Raw genomic sequence first — 21,759 nt, 5'->3', positions numbered from 1 at the left:
TCATTGTCGTTCACGGTGAGGGCGACATGACCGGTGCCGGCTGTGAAAGTCTTCTCTACTTTGCAATCGCCTTCATGGCGTGGTCAGGATCTGGTCTCGTCGCTGGATGCTGTCCCGGAGCGTCCTGGCTTGCTCGAGGGCCTCGCCCGGGTTCATCCTGTGAATTGTCTTCACGCGGTCATCGACGGCGTCTGCGGCTTTGGTTTCTTTTGCCGAGGTGGGCAGGGTGACTCGGTTTGATGGTGCGATGGTGTTGCCGCGGTAGATGAATTCGGCATTGATCTGGCTGGACTGGGTTGCTGCCAAGGGCAGTGTCGGGCCGTCCAGGGGGTCGCCGTCGTACTGTGAAACGGTATTGTCTCCGACGAATAACCCGTCACGGATGGACATTCCGCGCTCGGCCAAAGCGCCGGTCAGTGCTGCGAAGGTTGCCGCGTGGGGTTTAGGCTGCCCTGGTTCCTGTGGCTCGGAGGGTGGCGTCACCCTCGGCAACGGCAAGCGTGCTTCACCCAGGCGCCGCCATTCACCGTCCGGCGCTTTTCAGGGCCGATCAGGCGCTCCTGACGGACTTCCATTGCTTCAGCCGCTCGGCAATGAGCTCCGCGCGCCTTTGATCGTCGCGACCGTCCATAATGCCCATGTCGTCCGGGTCGGCGCGCCACCAGACACCAGCTGTCCGCGCATTCACATGCGGATCTGTATCAGCGCGAGTCGTGAAGTACCCGGATGCGCGGTCATCGGCTTCCAGCCGAATCTCGCCTACTCCCTCAAGCTGCGGCGCGTTGGGATCCAACGGCCGCTCGCCCTTCCAATAGAAGAACACGCCTGTGGACCCTTCCTTCTCCTTCACCGCCTCGCTCCAGTATCTTGCTGACAGACTTCCATCCTCTCGCCACGCGCGGCCCGTCAGTTCCAGCGCGCCGTTGCGATCACGCGAAATCTTCAGGAGGCTCACGGCATCAGGCTCCTTTGCGGTGCGCTCCGTCAAGGAGAAGTGCCACCACGCGCCCTCGATGCGCGTAAGGCGACCCTCGTTCTCGATCGCCTTGCGGATTTTCTGGTTGATGGTTCTCATTTCGGACGCTGTCATTGAGCCGGCGTAGCGGATGCAGGTGAGGCCGAGGAGATCGCTCGGAAGCTTCGCCCCGCTTGCATGGAGAATAAAGGTTCGGCGCATACCGAGCACGCCGCCGAAAAGGCCGGCCTCGAACACAACGTTATCCCGCGGAGAAGCCTGACCCGACTGAGGCTCGGAAGACGCTGACAGGCTCACCGTCGTCCAGTCGTCCTGTGCAAAGACAAACGCCGCGAAATCGACCTCTTGGGTGAGCTCTAGGAGGCGTTCCAGTGTCGACGTTCCCGGATTGAAGGATGTCATCCAGGGTTCGACACGCGCGACGTCACTCAGACCGCGAGTGAGTGCCTGAAGCAATTTCTCCTGCTTCCCTGATGAGCCCAAGAACATTCGAGGCTTATCCATCGGTTCCTCCAAGAAATCCGCCAGCGCAACATCTATGCCCGACACGCATCGCGATTGATTGATCGCATCACCGCCGATTCTGTCAAACGGTCTTGCACCATTCTGGCACGAAGCCCGGATAGAGGGTGATGGCCGAATTTCATCGGAGCAATGTCCTAACCACCAGAGCGGCCCGATGCCTGGATGAGTCAGCACGAAGCTTTCCTCAACGAAGAGCCGATTATGAGAACGTTCATTACGGATGACAGCGCTGACATTTTTTAGCAGGACTGGGGGACTGACGGCGGTGGCAAGAACCTCGCCGTGTAGTTGCCCCGATTCCCGGACGAGCTCGACGGCTTTGGGGTGTCCACTGCGTGCCAAATTGACCGCGTCACGGCTTGTTTCCACCTCGAGTCCTTGCTCGCGGACGACGCGCGAGGGCACTGCCGCTGGCCGAAGCAACGCCTGATCTGCGAAAGCATGGCAAAACGCCTATGGACGGGTTCTCGCATCTGTTTGAACTCGTCCTACTTCACGGCCGATATCGAGCCATATGTCGGCCGCAGATCCCGTCGGTGGCAGTTGATATGCCCATCGCCTGCTGGAGACTCTACTTGCTGCATCGTCATCAACTTCTCAGAACGAGCTGTCGTTTCTTCTGTCACAAGTTTGAGGGCTGTCCGGTCTTAATTGGTGACGAGATCGGAGGACAAGCTGCGCCGATGGAATCCAAGATGACATACCGGCGCCCGCGCCTCAAGGAATCTTAACTTCAGGTATCTCGAGTGAATGGAATGTAGTGATGAAGTCTCAAGAACTGCACGTGTCGACGTCCGTGCTCGTCATTGGCACCGGGGGCGCCGGCCTCCGCGCCGCCATAGAGTTGGCCGAGCGGGGGGTCGATGTGCTCGCTGTCGGCAAAAGGCCCAGAAGCGACGCCCACACCTCGCTCGCAGCGGGAGGCATCAACGCCGCTCTCGGCACAATGGATGCCGATGACAGTTGGCAGCAGCACGCCGCCGACACAATCCTCGAAAGTTACCATCTCGCGAACCCCGAAATCGTCGAGATCGTCACCAAAGGGTCTGCCCAGGGCATCAGCGACCTGGAACGCTACGGCATGCCGTTCGCCCGCGAGGAAGACGGCCGGATCAGCCAGCGATTCTTCGGTGCTCATACGTTCCGCAGAACCGCTTTCAGCGGCGACTACACGGGGCTTGAAATTCAGCGCACGCTTGTTAATCGCGCCGCCCAGCTCGACATTCCGATATTGGACGATGTTTACATGACGCGCATTCTCGTCACCGACGGTCGGGTCTTCGGTGCCTACGGCTTCCGGCTCTCGGACGGGACGCGCTATCTGATCCATGCAGACGCCGTGGTGCTCGCCGCCGGCGGACACACCCGCATCTGGCGGCGCACGTCCAGTCGGCGTGACGAGAACACCGGTGATTCCTTCCGCCTGGCAGTGCTCGCAGGCGGCCGCATCCGCGATCCGGAGCTGGTCCAGTTCCATCCCTCAGGCATTCTTGAGCCGGAGAACGCTGCAGGAACGCTCATCTCGGAAGCCGCACGCGGAGAGGGCGGCATCCTCACCAACGCCCTCGGTGAACGATTCATGGCGAAATACGATGCAGAGCGCATGGAGCTCTCGACCCGCGATCGGGTCGCGCTGGCCTGTTACACCGAGATTCAGGAGGGCCGCGGCACGCCCAATGGCGGCGTGTGGCTGGACGTGTCGCACCTGCCGCGGGAGACCATCATGCGTCGCCTGCCGCGTGTGTACCAGACCATGCTCGAATTGCAGATGCTCGATATCACGACGACGCCGATAGAAATCGCACCGACCGCGCATTACTCCATGGGCGGCGTCTGGGTCCGTCCCGACGATCACAGCACTGATGTCGCGGGTCTCTACGCAATCGGGGAGGCGTCAAGCGGTCTTCATGGCGCTAACCGTTTGGGAGGAAACTCGCTGATCGAGCTGCTGGTCTTCGGAAGGATCGTAGGCAATGCCGCCGCCGAGTACTCGGAGTCCCTCACCGCACACGTGCGCTCGGCGGACGCGGTGGATGAGGCTAGAAAAGAGATAGATGATCTGCTCTACGCCAACGGGCACGAAAACGTCCGCGTATTGCAGCGTGCCATCCGTGACACCATGACCGAGCATGCGGGTGTCGTGCGGAACGAACAAGGTCTTACGCAGGGCCTCGCCGAACTCGACGTGATTGAAGCCCGCATCACAGAGGTGGGTGTGCATCCCGACATCGCCGGATATCAGGATCTTGCACACGCCTTCGATCTGAAGGCCTCCGCTCTTGCGGCGCGCGCGACGCTCGAAGCTGCCCGTGAACGCCGTGAAACACGCGGCTGTCATAACCGCAGCGACTATCCGGATCTTGATCCAACCTTGCAGGTGAACCTCGTCTGGTCTCCTGCTCGTGGCATCGAGCACGAAGGCATCGCGCCTGTATCGCACGAGATTGCGACGCTCATGCGTCGACCGGTCACAACCGCGGACAAACTCGTCGAGTGAATGAGGGTCCGATGCGTCCGATAGGACCTCCGCGTCACAAATCAATGGTTTGTCGCTACCCTCAGTCGAAGACCCACTTACGTTCCACCCCGGTGGCGACGCGGCCGGGCCGGACGTCAACCAAGAAAACAACCTGCAGAGCAAGGGAACAGTTAAGAATTGGCATACCAACTTACGGCCAGAATGCCCGGCGTCGCATGCCAAACTCGGCCCACACTTCCATGGCCAGGGTCCAGCCCTTGGAGCAGTAATATTGGGCGCATGAGTGCCGATGCCGGGTCAGCCGCCGATTTAGAGACTGCGTCGACGATATTCGCGGAGGTCCGTTCTCGGTTGTTCGGGATTGCCTACCGGATGCTCGGCAGTGTCAGCGAGGCGGAGGACATCGTCCAGGAGACGTGGGTTCGATGGCAGACATGCGATCGCAGCCTGGTTCGGAATGCGCCGGCGTTCCTGGCGACCACCGCCACCCGTCTTGCCATCAATGTCGGGCAGTCGGCACGTGTCCGTCGTGAGACGTATGTCGGTCCGTGGCTGCCGGAGCCTGTGGACACGAGCGCCGATCCTGAACTGGGCGCCGTCAATGGTGAAGCGCTCGAGTTTGCCGTGTTGCTGATACTGGAAAAGTTGTCGCCGACCGAGCGGGCCGCGTATGTTCTGCGGCAAGCGTTCGACTACCCGTATGAGCAGATAGCGGAGATCATCCAACAGACAGAAGCGAATGCCCGCCAGTTGGTCAGCAGGGCGCGCAAGCGCCTTGCTGAGGAGAAACGCGCAGCGGTGAGCGTAGGGGAACAACAGCGTCTGTTGGAAGCGTTCCTGACTGCTGCGCGAACCGGGAACGTGGCCGCGCTGGAGGAATTGTTCGCCGCGGACGTCGTCAGCTACTCCGACGGCGGCGGCAAGGTTCGGGCTTCCAAGTTCCCTGTTGTCGGACGGGAACGGGTCGCGAAGTACTACAGGGCGTTCGCGGCGCGATTCTGGGATGGTGTCGATACCGAGCCCTTCATGGCTAACGGCCGGCCCTCGGCACGGCTGGCACAGGACGGGGTGGTGTTTGCGGTGGTGACTCTCACCGCTTCTGCCGATGGTATTGATCGGCTGTTGTGGACGATGAATCCGGACAAGCTCTCCGCCGTGACGAGGGTTGGCGGCTGACCTTTGGACTTTAATCCTGAGCTGATCATGTGGCGCACCGCTAATGTCTGAGATCAGCCCGGCCCAGCATGGTCCGCGAGTGCGTATGAGAGCCCGTGCGTCGGACGAACCGCACCGCCATGCAAGCCAGCTGGAACTGCTGTTCGATCTCACTTTCGTGGTCGCTGTCGCCAGCCTTACAGCGCAACTGGCGCACGGGATCGCTGAAGATCATTTAGCAGAGTCGATCCTGCCGTTTCTGCAGGTGTTCTTCGCGATCTGGTGGGCGTGGATGAACTTCACCTGGTTTGCGTCCGCGTTCGACACGGACGATGCGTTTTACCGGCTGATGACGATGCTGCAGATGGGAGGCGTGCTGCTGCTGGGTGCAGGCGTGCCCGCGGCATTCAACGACGGTGGCTATCTGGCGGTCACCCTTGGTTTTATTGTGATGCGCGTCGGTTTGATTGCCCAATGGCTACGGGCTGCGATTGAGGATCCGGCCAGCCGCCGGACGGCGTTACGATACGCGGTCGGGTTTGCCGTCCTTCAACTGGGGTGGGTCCTTCGGTTGGTGTTGCAGCAGGCGGGGTTGTTGCCGGGGCAGCTGCAGATCGTCGCGTTCGTGATGCTCGCTATTTTGGAGCTTACCGTTCCGTTGTGGGCCGAACGCACAGGTCGCAGCAGCTGGCATCCGCATCATATTGCCGAGCGATATGGACTGTTCGCAATCATTCTGCTCGGCGAAAGCGTGCTGGCCGCATCGAATGGCGTGGCCGCTGCATTGAGATCCGGCGGCGTGAGCGCATACCTGATTGCTGTCTCGGCGGCCGGCCTCGCGCTGTTGTTCTCCCTGTGGTGGCTGTACTTCCTACACCCGGCGGGTGAGGCCTTGTCGGCAAATCGTGACAATTCGTACCAATGGGGATTTTGGCACTACGCCATCTTTGCGGCGTTAGCGGCCCTCGGCGCAGGCCTCGAGGTTGCCATCACTTTTCAGCTGTTCCGAAAGTTGGCCCAGACAAGCTCACGGGAGTTACGAAATTTGGTGCTGAACTAGCGTGCAATCTTCCAAAGGCTGTCACAGATTGATTTGGTACCCGGTCATAGCTGGTGGACGGAATGTCACTACATTCCGCTAAGCCAATTATCGAAGGGAAGATCATCATGAAGATCGTGGTTATCGGCGGCACTGGCCTGATCGGCAAGCAGGTTGTGGAGATCCTAAGCAGTCAGGGCCATGAGGCGAAAGGGGCGTCCCCTTCCACCGGGGTGGATTCGGTGACCGGCCAGGGATTGGATGAGGCGATGGCGGGGGCGGACGTAGTTGTCGACCTGACGAACACTGCCGAGTTCGATGAGAAGGTAGTCGTTCCCTTCTTCTCCACTTCATCCCGCAATCTTCTCGCCGCCGAGAAAAGGGCAGGCGTGCGGCATCATGTGGCCCTTTCCGTTGTTGGTACCGACCGTATCGGGGCCGTCGGCTACTTTGCCGGAAAGACTGCGCAGGAGAAGGCTGTTAGAGAAGGCGGAGTGCCGTACACCATTCTGCGGGCTACTCAGTTCTTTGAGTTCATCCCGATGATCGCTGACGCCGGAACACGCGACGGGTCGGTTTATGTGACAAGTCACCTGATGCAGCCGTTGGCTGCTGCAGACGTTGCTCGCATTGTGGCGGAGGCGGCGGTCTCGCCTGCGATTGACGGCGTCCTTGAGATGGCGGGCCCTGAGCGCGCAGGACTTAATGAATTCGTGTCCCGGGTTCTCGCGGCCCGCAATGATTCCCGCCCAGTGGTCATTGACACCGAAGTCGGCTACTTCGGTATACCGATCGAAGAGACGAGCATCGTTCCCGTCGGTGAAACCCGCATCGGGGACATCACCCTCAAGGAGTGGCTGAAGTTGACGTCACAGCACGGCCTGTAGCTGCGTCTCCGCGACTATAGGAGATTTCGCCAGCAGCGTTTCTCCCGCTTGACGGATGCTACCCAGCTCCGGACGCCATAGCCAGGACATCGGCTAGCTCGGCCGCAGCATGACTGCAGGCTGGAATTCACCGCGTTGAACCCGGACCGTCTCTCCGGGCGTTACAAGGGTTGGCACCTGACCTATGGGGGTGCCGTTGTGAGCCTGTCAACGGCACCCCACTATGACGCAGTACCCGGAGGCGGATGAAGCAATCTTCCTCAGGCTGTCACAGATTGTGTTGGTACACGGTCATAGCTGGTGGGACGGATGTCACTGCATCCCTCTACGGCACTTATCGGAAGGAAGATCATGAAGATCGTAGTTATCGGCGGCACTGGCCTGATCGGCTCGAAACTGGTCAGCAAGCTCGGCGAACACGGACACGAAGCACTGGCCGCTTCCTCTGACTCGGGTGTGAACACCCTCACCGGCGAAGGCCTCGGGGACGTGCTGCAGGGAGCCGACACTGTAGTCGACGTGTCGAACTCGCCCTCATTTGAAGATGCAGCTGTGCTGAACTTCTTCACTACCTCCACCCGCAACCAGCTCGCCGCGGAGAAGGTGGCCGGCGTCGGCCACCACGTCGCACTGTCGGTGGTCGGCACCGAGCGTTTGGCCGAGAGCGGCTACTTCCGGGCGAAAATCGCCCAGGAGAAGCTCATCAAGGAATCAGGTGTCCCGTACTCCATTGTCCATGCGACGCAGTTTTTCGAGTTCGTCAAGAGCATCGCACAGGCCGCGACCGACGGAAACACCGTTCGTCTGTCACCCGCGCTGATTCAGCCCATGGCCGCTGAGGACGTGGCCACCGCTGTTGCACGCACCGCCGTGGGAACTCCACTGAACGCCACCGTTGAGGTCGCCGGTCCCGAGCAGTTCGGTCTCGACGAGCTCATCCGCAAAGGCCTCAGCTTCCATGGCGACCCCCGCGAGGTCGTCACCGACCCAACCGCGCGCTACTTCAACGCCATGCTCCAGGACGGCGAACTGCTTCCCGGCAGCGAAGCGACCATTTATGACACCCGCTTCGAAGAATGGTTGAACCAGCAGTAGCCGGACAGCGCGGGGTGCCCTTCACAGAGGACGTTGAAGGGCACCCCGCTCCCGAGCTTTTTCGATAGAAGGCAATACTTTCTGAAAGCAGACCGCCATGGGCAATCACATTCGCTTGAACCAGGCCGTACCAGCGGCATACAAGACCTTGCTGCTCCTTAACGACGAATCCTCTGCCGCGGCCGGTGTAGCAGGCCTGGAACCCCTCCTCATCGAGCTCGTCAAGATTCGCTGCTCCCAAATCAACGGCTGCGCGTTCTGCTTGAGGATGCACATCCGCGACGCCATCTCCCACGGCGAAACCCAGGACCGCCTCGCCGTCCTGCCCGCCTGGCGGGATACCCAGTACTTCACCCCAGAAGAGCGACATGCCCTTGCCATCGCAGAGAGCACAACCCTGATCTCCGACCGGCTGAGCCTGCCCCAAGACGAAGTGGCAGCACTCAACGACGACCAGATAGCCGCTGTGGAATGGGTGGCGATCACAATCAACGCGTTCAACCGGGTGGCAATCTCCAGCAACTACGATGTCCGCAACTGAACTGGGGCATCCAGCGGTACGCTCGGGGAGTCGTCAGTGAACCAATCCAATTCATGGTGGGGAACGTGGATCATGAAGTCACGGGCCGAAGGCCAACCTTATAGTGGCGCTTCCGCGTCAGCAGGAGCGCCGCTGGCAGTGTTCACGGCCAGGAAAGGCGTCGAACCAATGATCACTTGACGGGCACGTGGGCCAGGTGGGCAGACAAAACGGTAATGGGACTGGTCGAATCAGGCTCCTATCAAGTCATGTCCGCCTGGCTCAACGCGCTTATAGCGGAACTTGAACCGGCGGACAGATCACAGGGAAGACAGCACCCGCAGGCACGTCAGTTTTCAAGTGAGTCACACCGGTTCAAGACCAATTCCAGTATTACCGTTTGCAAGGGCTGGAATGCGGTCGAGTCCCAACTCGGGCACAGTGTTTCCGCACGTCAGGGACCGATTGGGTTACTACCTACGACCTTTTCGGCTTGGACGACACCGACGGGCACTTCCGATGGTGCGCCGAACAGCTCTGCCGCAACCGTGTTCAGCGGCCAAGCGTCCTGATCACAACCACTCGTTGAGCGCCGCGATCAGGACGGTGGCTTTTGATCGGAAAGATTTTGCTCGTTCTACTCGCCCAGCTGCAGTGCGCTCAGAGTCACCGGCCCCTCAAGGACAATCCGCACGGCCTCGAAATCAGCGCTGCGGCTGGCAACCTCCAGCCGCAGTTCACCGTTGAACCCGGGCTTTATCGCTGCATCGGCGCAGTCCTGCCAGGTCCCGCCCCGGCCCGGGAGCTGCACCGCAATCCTTCCAGCGCCCGTAGCTGAGAGCCGGAGCGACGCCCACTCAGGGGCGCTGCCCTGCCAGCCCCGGTAGACCGCCGTCGCCCTCTCCTGCGGGGAAGCCGGTGCGACGGCGGTGCCTGCCATCGGGGTTTCCGGCACGAGTGCAAGGTTGGAGTAGTCATCAAACAGTTCCGCCCGGATCCAGGCGCCCCGGGCGCGCGGGCCGCTGCCTTCGCTGGCGACCGTCATTTCAACGCCGAGGGGAAGGTCGTTTGCCGAGGGGCCCACCATCAGCTCGTACGTGCCGGGCTCCACCAGCATCCTGCCGGCGGTGACGCTGTACGTGGCCAGCCGGTCCACGGGTACGGGTATCCGTACGGTGCGGTGTTCGCCTGGTTCGAGCTGAACCCGCCGGTGCGCCACGAGCAGGCGCCTCGGGAAGTCGTAGCGGTGGCCGGGGGAGGCCGCGTACACCTGCACCAGTTCGTGTGCAGTGCGGCCTCCCGTATTGCGCAGGACCACATCCAGGCCATCGTCAGCCCGTACCGCAGATTCGTAGCTGACTGTGCTGTAGCCCAGGCCGTGCCCCAGCGGGAACAGCGGCTCTGCGTCGCTGTAGAGGTAGGTGGCGCGGGACGCGATGAGGTCGTAGTCCAGGATGTCCGGAAGGTCCGAATCGCGCGACCACCAGGTCTGCGGCAGGCGTCCGCTCGGTTCGGCATCTCCACTGAGGACATCAGCCAGCCCGTTGCCCATCTCCTGGCCTGCGTGCGAGGTCCACACAATCGCGGGCGTGTCTGCCAGGGCGCCCAGGGAGTACGGGTACGAGGAGACGATCACCAGGACCGTCCGGGGATTGGCCTCACGCACCAGCCGGATAAGCTCCTGCTCCTCCTGCGGAAGTGCCAGCGTGGTCCGGTCGATCGTCTCCCTGCCTCCCATATGGGGATCGTTTCCCACAACCACGACGGCGACATCCGCTGCGGAGGCTGCCTCGCTGGCGGCCTGCTGGCCGGAGCGCACGGTCCGCAGGGTAAAGCGGTCCGCCGTTTCTTCGGTCCCGGCAGACAGGGCGGCGCTTCCGGTGTGCGCCTCAATCCGTACCCACTTCCCCGTGCCGATGTGCTGGATGGACACGGATCCGTCCGGGCTGGGATGGAGACGGAAGGTCTCCTGCACCACCCAGCCACCCACCCGGTCAGCAGACGCGGTCAGGTAGTAGCCGGTGGCCGCCACGAACTTCTCGGTGACGGGGAACTGCAGCGTGCATTCACCGCCGCCCCAGTCCTTGAGTAGGAACGTTTCCGCCGGCCCGGGGGCCGCGGCACTGGCAGAGAGCGCGGTTTCGGGGCCGCCGGCGCCGAGGTACGTGCCGGTCCGGACACATCGGAGCGACACCGTATCCAAGCCTGGCTCCGTCACCACGTTGCCGTAACGCTTGGAGATGCCATCGACAATGCTGACCTCATCCTGCAGGGTGCCGCTGTACCAGTCGCTCAGGACCGTGGAGCCGAGGGCACCTATCACCGCGATCTTCCCTGGCTCTGCCTCCAACGGGAGGAGGGGTCCGGCTGCTCCCTCCTTGCCAAGACCGGCTTCGTTCCGCAGCAGCACCACAGACTTCCGCGCTGCTTCCCGGGCCAGTTCCACATGCGCGCCGTCTCCCACCATTTCGGAGCCGACAGAGCCATACGGGCCGCCGTCTGGCTCGAACTCGCCGGTCCGCTCCCGTAAGGTGAGCAGCCGGAGCACCGAAAGGTCGATGACCGCTTCATTGATCAGCCCGCGTTCCAGGGCATCGTGGAGATGCCTAAGAGACGGCTCCGGGTTGTCGCCGTCCTCGGTGAAGTTATCCACCCCAGCGCGGAGGGCGGCCGCGTAGGCGGACGGGCCGTCGTCGAAATACTTCTCGGCGGTGTACAGCGCGGACGGTGCGCCGGCGTCGGTGACAATGGTGATGTCCTCGCCGTTCCGCCACTGCCGCAGCTCGCCGGCCACCAGGTCCGAGACGTGCGCGGGCCGGCCGTTGACCAGGTTGTAGGACAGCATCACCGCGCCCGCTACGCCGTCCTCGATGGGACCGCGATAGGCAGGCAGTTCGTACTCATGAAGCACACGCTGCCGCAACTGGCTGCTTGTGACGTTGCGGTCAGTCTCGTTGTTGTACGCCAAGAAGTGTTTCAGCGTGGGCACGGTCAGCCAGAAACGTTCGTGGTCGCCCTTCAATCCCGCGCAGTATGCGGAGGCAAGGAAGGCCGTAAGGTGCGGGTCCTCGGAGAACCCTTCTTCATTGCGCCCCCACAGCGGGTGGCGAAGGGGATTGACCACAGGTGCCCAAACGTTGACGCTCACGCTCGGATCCTCCGCTTTCTTGCCCCTGACTTCCATGCCGACGGCGGTGCCTACCCGGTGGATCAGATCAGCGTCCCAGCTGGCAGCCAGGCCCACGGGCTGCGGGAAAACAGTGGCCGATCCGAGCCCGGCCACGCCGTGGGCCGCCTCAGTACCGGTGTGGAACCGAGCCAGACCGAGGGCTTCCACGGCAGGGGCATGCTGGTGGAGCAACGCGATCTTCTGCTCCAGTGTGAGGCGGGCCAGCAAGGCCTCAAGAGTGGCAGCGGTGGTGGCGTCAGTTGTGATTGGCATCATTGGGGGCCGTTCCTTGGAGCGCGATTTGTTTAAACGCTTGCGTAGAGAGTGACTGGCAAACATTGTGGCATTTCGCGCTGTGAGCTGCAACACAAGAAAGCCTTGCGGTCTGATTTGCCATGATCTAGGCTGTTGGCAATCGAAACGCTTCGATAGTTTCTCTAGTCCAACTTCGACAAATCCTTGGCCTGGCTGCCCTGACGCAAGGCTGCGCAGGGCAGCTGCAGACCCGGCAATCAGGCCTGCGTCAGGGCAACAGATGTCCACACAAAGGAGTGCAAATCATGCTTGGAAACAATGCCTCACCGGAACGCGGCCCGTCCCTGAAGGAGCTGGGCCGCGCCGGGGTAGGCCGCAGGTCCTTCCTGGGTCTTGTGGGTAGTGCCGTGGCCTTTGCCGCCCTCCCTGCGCTGACCGCATGCAGCAGCGGCGGCGCGGCCCCGCAGGCCACCAGTTCCGCGGGGATGTCCGACGCCACGTCCAAGATCGTGCCCAGTTACATCCCGCTCGACATCGTCAAACCGGACATCCCGAGTGTGAATGGTACCGCGCCCGGCTTCACCAGCATCCCCTCATCCTTGGTCAAATCAGTGCAGGGTGTTCCGGGTAAAGGCGGAAGCTATACGGTCATGACCCCGGCATGGTGGGCAATCCCGCAGGCGGATAACAGCTACTACCGGGCTGTGAACGAACGACTAGGCGCAAAGCTCAATTTCCAGGTCAGTGACGGAAATACCTACGCAGACAAGATCCAGACGGTGCTGGCCTCACCCAAGGATGTGCCGGACTGGGTGGTCATCCCGTCCTGGAACCTTCCGCCGCGGTTCGGACAGGCAGTCAAGGGCCTCTTCACTGACCTTTCCGAGTACCTTGCCGGTGACAAGATCAAGAAGTACCCCAACCTCGCGAATATCCCCACCTCTGCCTGGAAGTACAGCTGTTTCGAAGGCGGGCTGTACGGGCTGCCGTTCCCGTCCGAGCAGGTCGGGAACGCCTTCTTCTACCGTAAGGACCTGTTCGATGAAATGGGCCTGGAACAGCCAAAGTCCGCCGATGAATACATCGCAGTGGCCAAGGAAATCACTGACCCGGCCAAGAACCGCTGGGGTTCTGAAGATGTGTGGACCGGCGCGCAGCTCATGCACGGTGTGGACAGCTGGAAACTGGTGGACGGCAAGCTCCTGAGCAGGTTTGAGACAGACGAATACCGGGCTGCCCTGGAATGGGGGGCAAAACTTTTCGCCTCAGGCGCTGTCCACCCGGATGCCGTGGCCGGCAACACCCAGAAGATGGGGCAGCGTTTTGGGTCCGGCGCGTCGCTGATGACCAACGACGGTGTTGGTGGCTGGCATGGAGCCCTGGGCCTGAATCTGCCCAGCAACCCGAAGTTCCAGATGCAGCCCATGGACTTCTTTGCCCCCGACGGCGGCAAGCCCACGTTGTTCCGCGGCTCACCCGCCGCCATCTTCAGTTTCATCAAGAAGACCGATGATGCTTCGAAGGTTGAGGAAATGCTGGCCCTGGCCAACTTTGCGGCCGCTCCCTTCGGCACGGAGGAGAACATGCTGATCGTCAACGGCGTTGAAGGCATCCATTACACGCTCGACGCACAGAACGTTCCGCAGGCCACGGCCAAGGGCACGGCGGAAGTCACCAGCACGTATGCGTTCCTGGTGAACTCCGCTGTGGTGAACAACCAGGTCCAGTACCCCGGCTACGTGAAGGCCAAGACGGACTGGGAAATCCGCCAGGCCCCGTACGTGGTTGACCCCCTCTTCTACGGCCTGCAGATCCAGGAGCCCAGCAAATTCGGCTCCCTGAAGAAACCGTTCGATGACCTTTCCAAGGACATCCTCCGCGGTCGCAAGAGCATGTCGGACCTTGATGCAGCCGTCGCCACCTGGAAGAAAAACGGCGGAGATGAACTGCGTGAGTTCTACGCAGGATTCCTGAATGCCTAGGACGCCGGCCATGACCACCTCCGAATCCACCCTGACCGCTCCGGCCGTTCCGGCACGAGGCGGCTATCGCCCGGGCCAACCGGACGGCGCCCGCCAAGAGGGCATCCCCGCAATCCGCAAGAGAGCGGGCCTGCGCACCAGGCTGCGGCGGGACAAATCCCTGGTGCTGATGACCTTGCCAGCCATCGCCCTGCTCCTGGTCTTCGCCTATATCCCGATGATCGGCAACATTGTGGCGTTCCAGGACTACTCACCCTTCGTGGGCATCCCTGACAGCCCGTTTGTAGGGTTCGACAACTTCGCTCGCGTCCTGGGAGACCAGGCCTTCTGGCTCGCCGTGACGAACACCCTGGTGATTACGGCCTTCCAGTTGATCTTCTTTTTCCCCATCCCCATTATGCTGGCGCTGCTGCTCAACTCCTTGCTGTCCCCGGCACTGCGTTCCACCATCCAGGCCATCGTCTACCTGCCGCACTTCTTTTCCTGGGTGCTGGTGGTGTCTGTCTTCCAGCAGGTGCTCGGTGGGGCAGGCCTCCTGAGTCAAAGCCTGCGGGCCCAGGGCTGGCAGGCCGTGGACATCATGACCAACCCGGACACTTTCCTGTTCCTGATTACCTCGCAGGCAATCTGGAAGGACGCCGGCTGGGGAATCATCGTGTTCCTGGCCGCCCTCAGCGCAATCGATCAGGAGCAGTACGAGGCAGCGGCCGTCGACGGAGCGAACCGCTGGCACCGGATCTGGCACGTGACGCTTCCCGGGCTGCGCAGCGTCGTCATCCTGCTGCTGATCCTTCGCCTGGGTGATGCCCTGTCCGTGGGCTTCGAACAGCTGATCCTGCAACGCGACGCCGTGGGCGCGCAAGCATCCGAGGTCCTGGACACCTTTGTGTACTACACGGGCATTCGTAACGGCGATTGGGGCTATGCCGCGGCGGCCGGCCTGATCAAGGGCGTGGTATCGCTTGCACTCATTCTGGGTGCCAACAAGCTGGCCCACAAATTCGGAGAGAGCGGGGTGTACTCAAAGTCATGAGCACAATCACCAAACCGGCAGCAACAGGTGCAGCGGCATTGCGCCGCAAGAAGTCGTCCAGGCCAGCGTGGGAGGAGGAGCCGGGCCCGGCGGCGAAGATCGGTAAAGCGGCCGTGCTCACCCTTGCGGTCCTCGCCGTCCTCGGGCCGTTATACTCAATCGTCCTCACCAGCCTCTCCTCCCAAGGCACCATCATCGCAGCCGGCGGAATGGTGGTTGTGCCCGGGGAAATCAGTCTGGATGCCTACCGCCAGATCCTGAGCGGCGGCGTGGTCACCAGGGCGGTGCTGGTGAGCGTGGGCGTCACCGTCGTGGGGACCCTGCTCAGCGTGGTGGTCTCGGTGCTCTGCGCGTACGGCTTGTCACGGCCGGGCTCCTTTGCCCATACGCCGCTCCTGTTCATCCTGCTGCTGACCATGTTCTTCAGCGCCGGTATGATTCCGGCCTTCCTCCTGGTCTCCGGCCTCGGCCTGATCAACACTTACTGGGCCCTGATCCTGCCCAGTGCCATATCTGTGTTCAACATCATCATCCTGCGCGGCTTCTTTATGGGGATAGACCGCGGGATCCTGGACAGCGCACGGATCGACGGGGCAAGCGAATGGCGGATCCTGAGCCAGATTGTGCTCCCGATGTCCAAGGCAGTGACAGCTGTTATTTCCCTGTTCTACGGGGTGGGCTATTGGAACGCGTTCTTCAATGCGGTGCTCTACATCAACGACAGCGCCATGAACCCGCTCCAGGTGGTGCTGCGCTCCTATGTCCTGCAGGGCGTGATGATCCCGGGCCAGATTGCCGTGGGGCAGGGTGCAGCACCGTCCCTGGCCCTGCAGATGGCAGTGCTCGTGGTGGCCGTGGTGCCCATCCTCATGGTCTACCCCCTGGTGCAAAAGCACTTCACCAAGGGAGTCATGATCGGTGCGGTGAAGGGGTGACCTTCAACAGCGCCGCCCAGGCCCTCCTAGCTGCGGACCGCAGAGGTTTCGCGCTGCACCAGGGAAGGCACAATGAGCCGGATCTCCACAGGCTTGTCCGAGTTGAGCCGATCCATGACCATTTCGACGGCGGCGCGTCCAATGTCGTGGGCCGGTATGGAAACTGCCGTCCATGGTTGGGCGGAGGCCATGGCCGCGTCTTCGGGAGCGATGGCAACAACCGAGATGTCCTTCGGGATCTGCAGCCCGTGCAGGGCGAGGGCTTCTCGCAGCAGGGGGAGCAGTCCTTCGTTGTGAACCACCAGGGCCGTAGGCGGCTCGTGATCCGAAAGCATGGCGTCCAGGGCGCCGGCGAGGGCGCCGGACGTGGGTTCGCAGGCCCTCAGGGCAGCGTTGATGCCGGCAGCCTGGCAGGCATCCTCAAAGCCTTTGCGTGCACGGTCGGCATAAGTGGCGTGACGCTCAAGGGAGGCCTGCGGGGAACCGATGAAGCCAATGCTCCTGTGGCCGAGTTCGGTCAGGTGCCGCACGGCAGTGCGGGAGGCGGCTGCAAAATCGAAATCCACGCAGCTCAGGCCCTGCGGATCGTCCGGGAAGCCGATCAGGACAGCAGGCTTCCGGAGCTTCGCAAGCTGGGGGATCCGGGTATCGCGCGCTTCGATATCCATCATGAGCAGCCCGTCCACAATGGACTGGGAAGTCACCCGGTGGATGCCATCGGCGTCGTCCTGGGTCAGGAGCAGAACGTCCTGGTTGTAATCCCGGGCAGTAGTCACAACGCCAGCCACGAATTGCATGATCACGCTGACGTTCACGTCCGCCCGCAGGGGGACCATCAAGCCAAGCACGTTGGACCTGCTGGAGGCAAGGGACCTCGCGCCGGAGTGGGGGCTATAGTCCAGCTCCTTGATGGCGGCCAGGACCTGTTCCCGAGTTTCCTCGGAGATGGTCCGTTTGCCGCTCAGCACGTAGGACACAGTGCTGGTGGACACCCCGGCAGCCTTGGCGACATCATTCATGGTGGCCATCGGCCACTCCCTTCCTCTGCGCGTGGAACACCATCATAGCCACAAAGATTGTACGAAACGGCCCATCCTTTCGATTGTATTCGACTGGATCATCCCAACCATTCCGGCCTAGGGCACCCACAACTGTCAAACCCTGATTGAAGCGATTCGATACCATGATCAACTTTGGCCCTTCTCCCATCTCCACGCCTAAGCGCGGCCTGGACTCCCTGACGGAGACACTGGGACTCATCCACGGCGCTGACTACAACCCCGAACAGTGGCCGGTGGAAAGCTGGCCGGAGGATATCCGGCTGATGCAGCAGGCCGGCATCAACCTTGCCACGGTCGGGGTGTTCAGCTGGGCAACGCTCGAACCCACGGAAGGTGCCCGCAACTTCGACTGGCTGGACCACATCCTGGACCTGTTACACAACGGTGGCATCAAGGTCTGCCTGGCCACCCCCACGGCATCGCCGCCGCCCTGGTTGGGGCACGATTACCCGTCGACGCTTCCAGTGGACGCGGACGGCCGCACCCTCTGGTACGGCTCGCGCAACCAATTCAGCCCGTCATCCGCCAGATACCGCCGAGCCGCGGCAGCCATCACGGAATCGTTGGCCCAAAGGTACACCGACCACCCGGCAGTTGCCATGTGGCACGTGGGCAACGAGCTGGGGCAGATCAGTTACGACGACGAAAGCGCGCTGGCATTCCGCGCCTGGCTGATGCGGCGTTACGGATCGATGGAGGAGCTGAACCGCGCCTGGGGAACCACCTTCTGGAGCCAGCGATATGGCAGCTGGGACGAGATCATGCCGCCGCGACGCGCGCCTTATCTGATCAATCCCAGCCAAACCCTGGACTTCCAGCGATTCACTTCTGATCAGCTGCTGTCCCTCTACCGCGGGGAACGGGACATCATCCGCCGCTACGATCCCACCAGCCTTATCACCACCAACCTGATGGGGTTCTTCCGCGGCGCCGACTACTTCTCCTTCGCCAAGGAAACGGATGTAGTGGCCAACGACTGGTATACCGACCCGTCCGATCCGGAGTCCCACCGGCTGGGCTCGCTGACCCACGACCTGTGCCGGGGGCTCTCCGGCGGCGAACCGTGGCTGCTCATCGAGTCCGCAACCTCGGCGGTGAACTGGCGCGAACACAACGTGGCCAAGGAACCGGGGGAACTGCGGGTGGATGCCTTGTCTGCCATAGCGCGTGGTGCCGACGGCGTCTGCTATTTCCAGTTCCGCCAGTCCAGCTTCGGCGCTGAACGCTTCCACTCGGCTGTAGTACCCCTGGCCGGTGAACACACACGGGTGTTCCGTGAAGTTGCGGAGCTCGGCCATGACCTGCAGTCCCTGCGCCAGCTGGCCGGTACACCTTCCAGGGCGAAGATCGCGGTCCTTTTTGACTGGGACAGCTGGTGGGCCGCCGAATCACCCGACACCCCCACCAGCCGGCTGGAAGTGGTGAAGCAGATCCAGGCCTACTACGCGCCGCTCCTCCGCAGGGGGCTCGCCGTTGAAGTGGTCCATCCATCCGCGGACCTGGGCAGGTTCGAGCTGGTCCTGGCGCCGAGCCTGTTCATACTCGGGCAGCAGAACGCCGAAGCCCTTGGCACGTTTGTGCAGCGTGGCGGACACGTGGTGGTGGGCCCGTTCAGTGCTGTGGCGGACGAAAACGGACATCTCGTTCCCGGACGCTTCCCGGGAGTGCTGGCGGAAATTCTTGGGGTGGACGGCGAAGAGTGGTTGCCGCTCGCGTCCCCCGTAGGCGTTGAGTTTGGCAGCGCGGTACCCGCAGAACAGGCTGAAGCATCCTGGTACGCCAGTATCTGGGCGGAGGACCTGGCAATCCGGGAGGAAACCGCGGAGGCCGTGGCGCTCTTTCGTGAGGGACGCCTGAAAGGCAAGCCCGCCGTCGTACGTAACCGCAAAGGCGAAGGAAGTGCCTGGTACGTCGGCGCGGACCTTCCCGCCGAGGCGCTGGACCTGGTTCTTGGTGCAGCCCTGAACTCAGCTGGCATCGCCTCCCCGCTGGTTGCACCGCTTCCGGAACCGGTGGAAGCGACCAGCCGCGGCGGCCACCTGTTCCTGCTCAACCATTCGAACCTGCCGCAGGCGGTCCAGCTCGGCTGGGCGTCTGTGGACCTGCTCACCGGCGCTGAGCACAGCCAGCACCTGACCTTGCCGGCTTTCGGGGCTCTCGTACTCAAAGAACTAGGGAAATAGAGGAACAGCATGAAATTCACGGACGGCTACTGGCTCTACCGTAAAGGCCTGTCCGCGCTGCATCCGCGGGATGTTTCAGATGTGGAAGCTTCGCAGGACAAGCTGATGGTCTATGCGCCCACGAGGAGGATCGCGGACCGCGGCGATGCACTGAACTGCCCCCAGCTGACCATCACCTTCGAATCACCGCTTCCGGATGTCATCGGCGTGACCATTGAACACTTCCAGGGCGGCGTGGACAGTGGCCCGCACTTCGAGCTGAAGGAAGGCACAGCGGACGTAAGCATTGGGAACGACGGCGGCACGTCCACCTTCACCACCGGCGGCCTCACCGCCCGCATCAACACAGCCGGCGACTGGAACGTTGACTTCCTGGGGGACGGCCGGCTGCTGACCAGCTCTGTGCCCCGCAGCATCGGCCTGATCACAGACCAGGACGGGAAGCACTTTATCCACGAACAGCTGACGCTCGGGGTTGGCACTAACGTCTACGGCCTGGGCGAACGGTTCGGACCGCTGGTCAAGAACGGACAGTCGATCGACATCTGGAATGAGGACGGCGGCACGTCCAGCGAGCTCGCCTACAAGAACGTGCCGTTCTTCATCACCAACGCCGGATACGGCGTTTTCGTGAACCACCCGGAGCGGGTGTCCTTCGAAATCGGCTCCGAAGTGGTATCCCGGACGCAGTTCAGCGTTGAGGGGCAAAAGCTCCAGTATTTTGTGATCCACGGACCGACCCCCAAAGAGATTCTGCGCCGCTACACCGAGCTGACCGGGAGGCCCTCGCGTATTCCTGCCTGGTCCTACGGGCTGTGGCTCTCCACGTCCTTCACCACTGACTACGACGAGAAGACGGTGATGTCCTTCATTGACGGGATGGCCGAGCGCAAGCTTCCGCTGTCCGTATTCCACTTCGACTGCCACTGGATGCGTGCCTTCCACTGGAGCGACTTCACCTGGGACCCTGCCACATTCCCGGACCCCGAAGGCATGCTCCGCAGGCTCCACGAGCGGGGGCTCAAAGTGTGCGTATGGATCAACCCCTACATCGCGCAGCGCTCGCACCTGTTCCGTGAAGGCGCCGAGCTTGGGTACCTGGTGAAAAAGGCGGATGGCTCGGTCTGGCAATGGGATATGTGGCAGGCCGGCATGGGGTTGGTGGACTTCACCAACCCGGACGCCGTCACGTGGTACCAGGACAAGCTGCGCACCCTGCTGAACCAGGGAGTGGATTCCTTCAAAACGGACTTCGGGGAGCGCATCCCCACCGATGTGGCCTGGCATGACGGCTCTGATCCGGAGCGGATGCACAACTACTACGCGCAGCTCTACAACCGGACGGTTTTTGACCTGCTCAACAAAGAGCTGGGCGAAGGCCAGGCTGTGCTGTTCGCCCGCTCGGCTACGGCAGGAGGGCAGCAGATGCCCGTCCACTGGGGCGGGGACTGCGAGTCTACCTTCACGGCAATGTCCGAATCCCTCCGCGGCGGCCTGTCCCTGGCATCCTCGGGATTCGCCTTTTGGAGCCATGACATCGGAGGGTTCGAGGGAACTCCGGCACCGGAACTCTTCAAGCGCTGGATCGCGTTCGGGCTGTTGTCCTCGCATTCCCGGCTCCACGGCTCCAACTCCTACCGTGTGCCGTGGCTGGTGGACGACGAATCCAGCGACGTCCTGCGCCACTTCACCGAGCTCAAGATGAGGCTGATGCCGTACCTGCTCTCCACAGCCGAGGACGCCCACCAGACAGGGTCCCCGCTGATGCGGCCTATGTTCCTGGAGTTCCCGGACGATCCCGCCTGCGCCCACCTTGACCGGCAGTACATGCTGGGGTCCGAGCTGCTGGTGGCGCCGGTCATGGGCAGTGGCGGCTCGGTGGACTTCTACCTGCCGGAGGGAACCTGGACACATCTGGAAAGCGGCGAGCAGCTGTCTGGACCCCGCTGGCACCGCAAGGCGCTCTCGGTGATGGAGGCTGCAGTGTACGTCCGCCAGGGTGCAGTCCTGCCGTTCGGAACTGTCAGCGACAGGCCGGAATATGACTGGGCCAACGAGCTGGAATTCAAGGCCTTTGCCGCAGTCGACGGCCATCGCAGGACCGTCACCGTGCCGAAGTCCGACGGCGGTTTTGCCCGGTTTGAGGTGACGGTGGAAGGCGGCCGGGCGGTCGCCACATCAGCAGGCAGTCCATCCATGAACGTTCAAGCGCAAGGGAATTTGTCATGAAGGAGTTTGTCCAAGAGACCATCAGGTGGGGAATCCTCGGCCCGGGAAACATTGCCAGGCGATTCGCAAAGCAACTTCCGTCCAGTCAGACCGGAAAGCTCGTAGCGATCGGCAGTTCTGACCGGACCCGCCTAAATGAGGCATCGTGGCTGGATCTGCGCAACGGCCAGAACAGCTTTTAGCAGCCGTCCGGACCGCCGCGCTGGCACAGCAAGGCTTTCTCGGCGACGGAGTGC

At 62.2% G+C, this 21,759-nt stretch carries 15 protein-coding genes; 11 read left to right on the top strand and 4 right to left on the bottom strand.

The window, feature by feature from the left end; genetic code table 11:
• Positions 1 to 72: 72 nt before the first annotated feature.
• Both QFZ30_RS10625 and QFZ30_RS10620 read right to left on the bottom strand, forming a co-directional pair.
• A complete protein-coding gene (locus QFZ30_RS10625; RefSeq protein WP_307075986.1) occupies positions 73 to 483 on the bottom strand; it encodes a hypothetical protein in 411 nt (136 codons plus the stop codon).
• Positions 484 to 550: 67 nt separating this feature from the next.
• Complete coding sequence (locus QFZ30_RS10620) at positions 551 to 1,870, bottom strand: TIR domain-containing protein (protein ID WP_307075984.1); 1,320 nt, start codon at positions 1,868 to 1,870, stop codon at positions 551 to 553.
• Positions 1,871 to 2,264: 394 nt separating this feature from the next.
• On the opposite strand from QFZ30_RS10620, the gene QFZ30_RS10615 reads away from it, so the two are divergent.
• From QFZ30_RS10615 to QFZ30_RS10590, 6 genes are all read left to right on the top strand, one after another.
• Positions 2,265 to 3,998: an L-aspartate oxidase gene (locus tag QFZ30_RS10615; protein WP_307075982.1), complete on the top strand. Its 1,734-nt coding sequence runs from the start codon at positions 2,265 to 2,267 to the stop codon at positions 3,996 to 3,998.
• A gap of 261 nt (positions 3,999 to 4,259) precedes the next feature.
• The gene (locus tag QFZ30_RS10610) at positions 4,260 to 5,156 is read left to right on the top strand and encodes an RNA polymerase sigma-70 factor (RefSeq protein WP_307075981.1); all 897 of its coding nucleotides are present in this window, start codon (positions 4,260 to 4,262) and stop codon (positions 5,154 to 5,156) included.
• 43 nt (positions 5,157 to 5,199) lie between these two features.
• Entirely contained in the window at positions 5,200 to 6,195 is a 996-nt protein-coding gene (locus QFZ30_RS10605; protein ID WP_307075979.1) for a low temperature requirement protein A, read from the top strand.
• Between the two features lie 107 nt (positions 6,196 to 6,302).
• On the top strand, positions 6,303 to 7,061 hold the full coding sequence (locus QFZ30_RS10600) for an SDR family oxidoreductase (protein WP_307075977.1): 759 nt from the start codon (positions 6,303 to 6,305) through the stop codon (positions 7,059 to 7,061).
• Positions 7,062 to 7,412: 351 nt separating this feature from the next.
• Positions 7,413 to 8,156, top strand: a complete 744-nt coding sequence (locus QFZ30_RS10595; protein WP_307075975.1) for an SDR family oxidoreductase — start codon at positions 7,413 to 7,415, stop codon at positions 8,154 to 8,156.
• Between the two features lie 97 nt (positions 8,157 to 8,253).
• Positions 8,254 to 8,697 carry a carboxymuconolactone decarboxylase family protein gene (locus tag QFZ30_RS10590; RefSeq protein ID WP_307075973.1) on the top strand — a complete coding sequence of 148 codons (444 nt, stop codon included), beginning with the start codon at positions 8,254 to 8,256 and terminating at the stop codon, positions 8,695 to 8,697.
• Between the two features lie 616 nt (positions 8,698 to 9,313).
• Here the strand turns inward: QFZ30_RS10590 and QFZ30_RS10585 are convergent.
• Positions 9,314 to 12,121: a beta-glucosidase gene (locus QFZ30_RS10585; RefSeq protein ID WP_307075971.1), complete on the bottom strand. Its 2,808-nt coding sequence runs from the start codon at positions 12,119 to 12,121 to the stop codon at positions 9,314 to 9,316.
• Between the two features lie 284 nt (positions 12,122 to 12,405).
• On the opposite strand from QFZ30_RS10585, the gene QFZ30_RS10580 reads away from it, so the two are divergent.
• Genes QFZ30_RS10580 through QFZ30_RS10570 form a run of 3 tightly spaced genes read left to right on the top strand, consistent with a single transcriptional unit; the run spans position 12,406 to position 16,050 of the window.
• Positions 12,406 to 14,082: an extracellular solute-binding protein gene (locus QFZ30_RS10580; RefSeq protein WP_307075968.1), complete on the top strand. Its 1,677-nt coding sequence runs from the start codon at positions 12,406 to 12,408 to the stop codon at positions 14,080 to 14,082.
• A 10-nt stretch (positions 14,083 to 14,092) separates the two neighbouring features.
• On the top strand, positions 14,093 to 15,115 hold the full coding sequence (locus tag QFZ30_RS10575; RefSeq protein ID WP_307075966.1) for an ABC transporter permease: 1,023 nt from the start codon (positions 14,093 to 14,095) through the stop codon (positions 15,113 to 15,115).
• Positions 15,112 to 16,050 (top strand): carbohydrate ABC transporter permease, encoded by a 939-nt coding sequence (locus QFZ30_RS10570; protein WP_307075964.1) that lies wholly within the window; start codon positions 15,112 to 15,114, stop codon positions 16,048 to 16,050. The genes QFZ30_RS10575 and QFZ30_RS10570 overlap by 4 nt, the downstream gene beginning before the upstream one ends.
• Before the next feature lie 26 nt (positions 16,051 to 16,076).
• Here the strand turns inward: QFZ30_RS10570 and QFZ30_RS10565 are convergent, their stop codons facing one another.
• Positions 16,077 to 17,078, bottom strand: a complete 1,002-nt coding sequence (locus QFZ30_RS10565) for a LacI family DNA-binding transcriptional regulator (RefSeq protein WP_307075962.1) — start codon at positions 17,076 to 17,078, stop codon at positions 16,077 to 16,079.
• Positions 17,079 to 17,233: 155 nt separating this feature from the next.
• Here QFZ30_RS10565 and QFZ30_RS10560 point away from each other — a divergent pair, with 155 nt between their 5' ends.
• Both QFZ30_RS10560 and yicI read left to right on the top strand, forming a co-directional pair.
• A complete protein-coding gene (locus tag QFZ30_RS10560) occupies positions 17,234 to 19,294 on the top strand; it encodes a beta-galactosidase (RefSeq protein WP_307075959.1) in 2,061 nt (686 codons plus the stop codon).
• A gap of 9 nt (positions 19,295 to 19,303) precedes the next feature.
• Positions 19,304 to 21,523, top strand: coding sequence for an alpha-xylosidase (gene yicI, locus QFZ30_RS10555; RefSeq protein WP_307075957.1), 2,220 nt, complete (start codon positions 19,304 to 19,306; stop codon positions 21,521 to 21,523).
• The last annotated feature ends 236 nt before the right edge of the window (positions 21,524 to 21,759 follow it).

The sequence above is a fragment of the Arthrobacter pascens genome, from assembly GCF_030815585.1.
GTDB lineage: Bacteria > Actinomycetota > Actinomycetes > Actinomycetales > Micrococcaceae > Arthrobacter > Arthrobacter pascens_A.
This window is presented reverse-complemented; position numbering and strand designations above follow the sequence as displayed.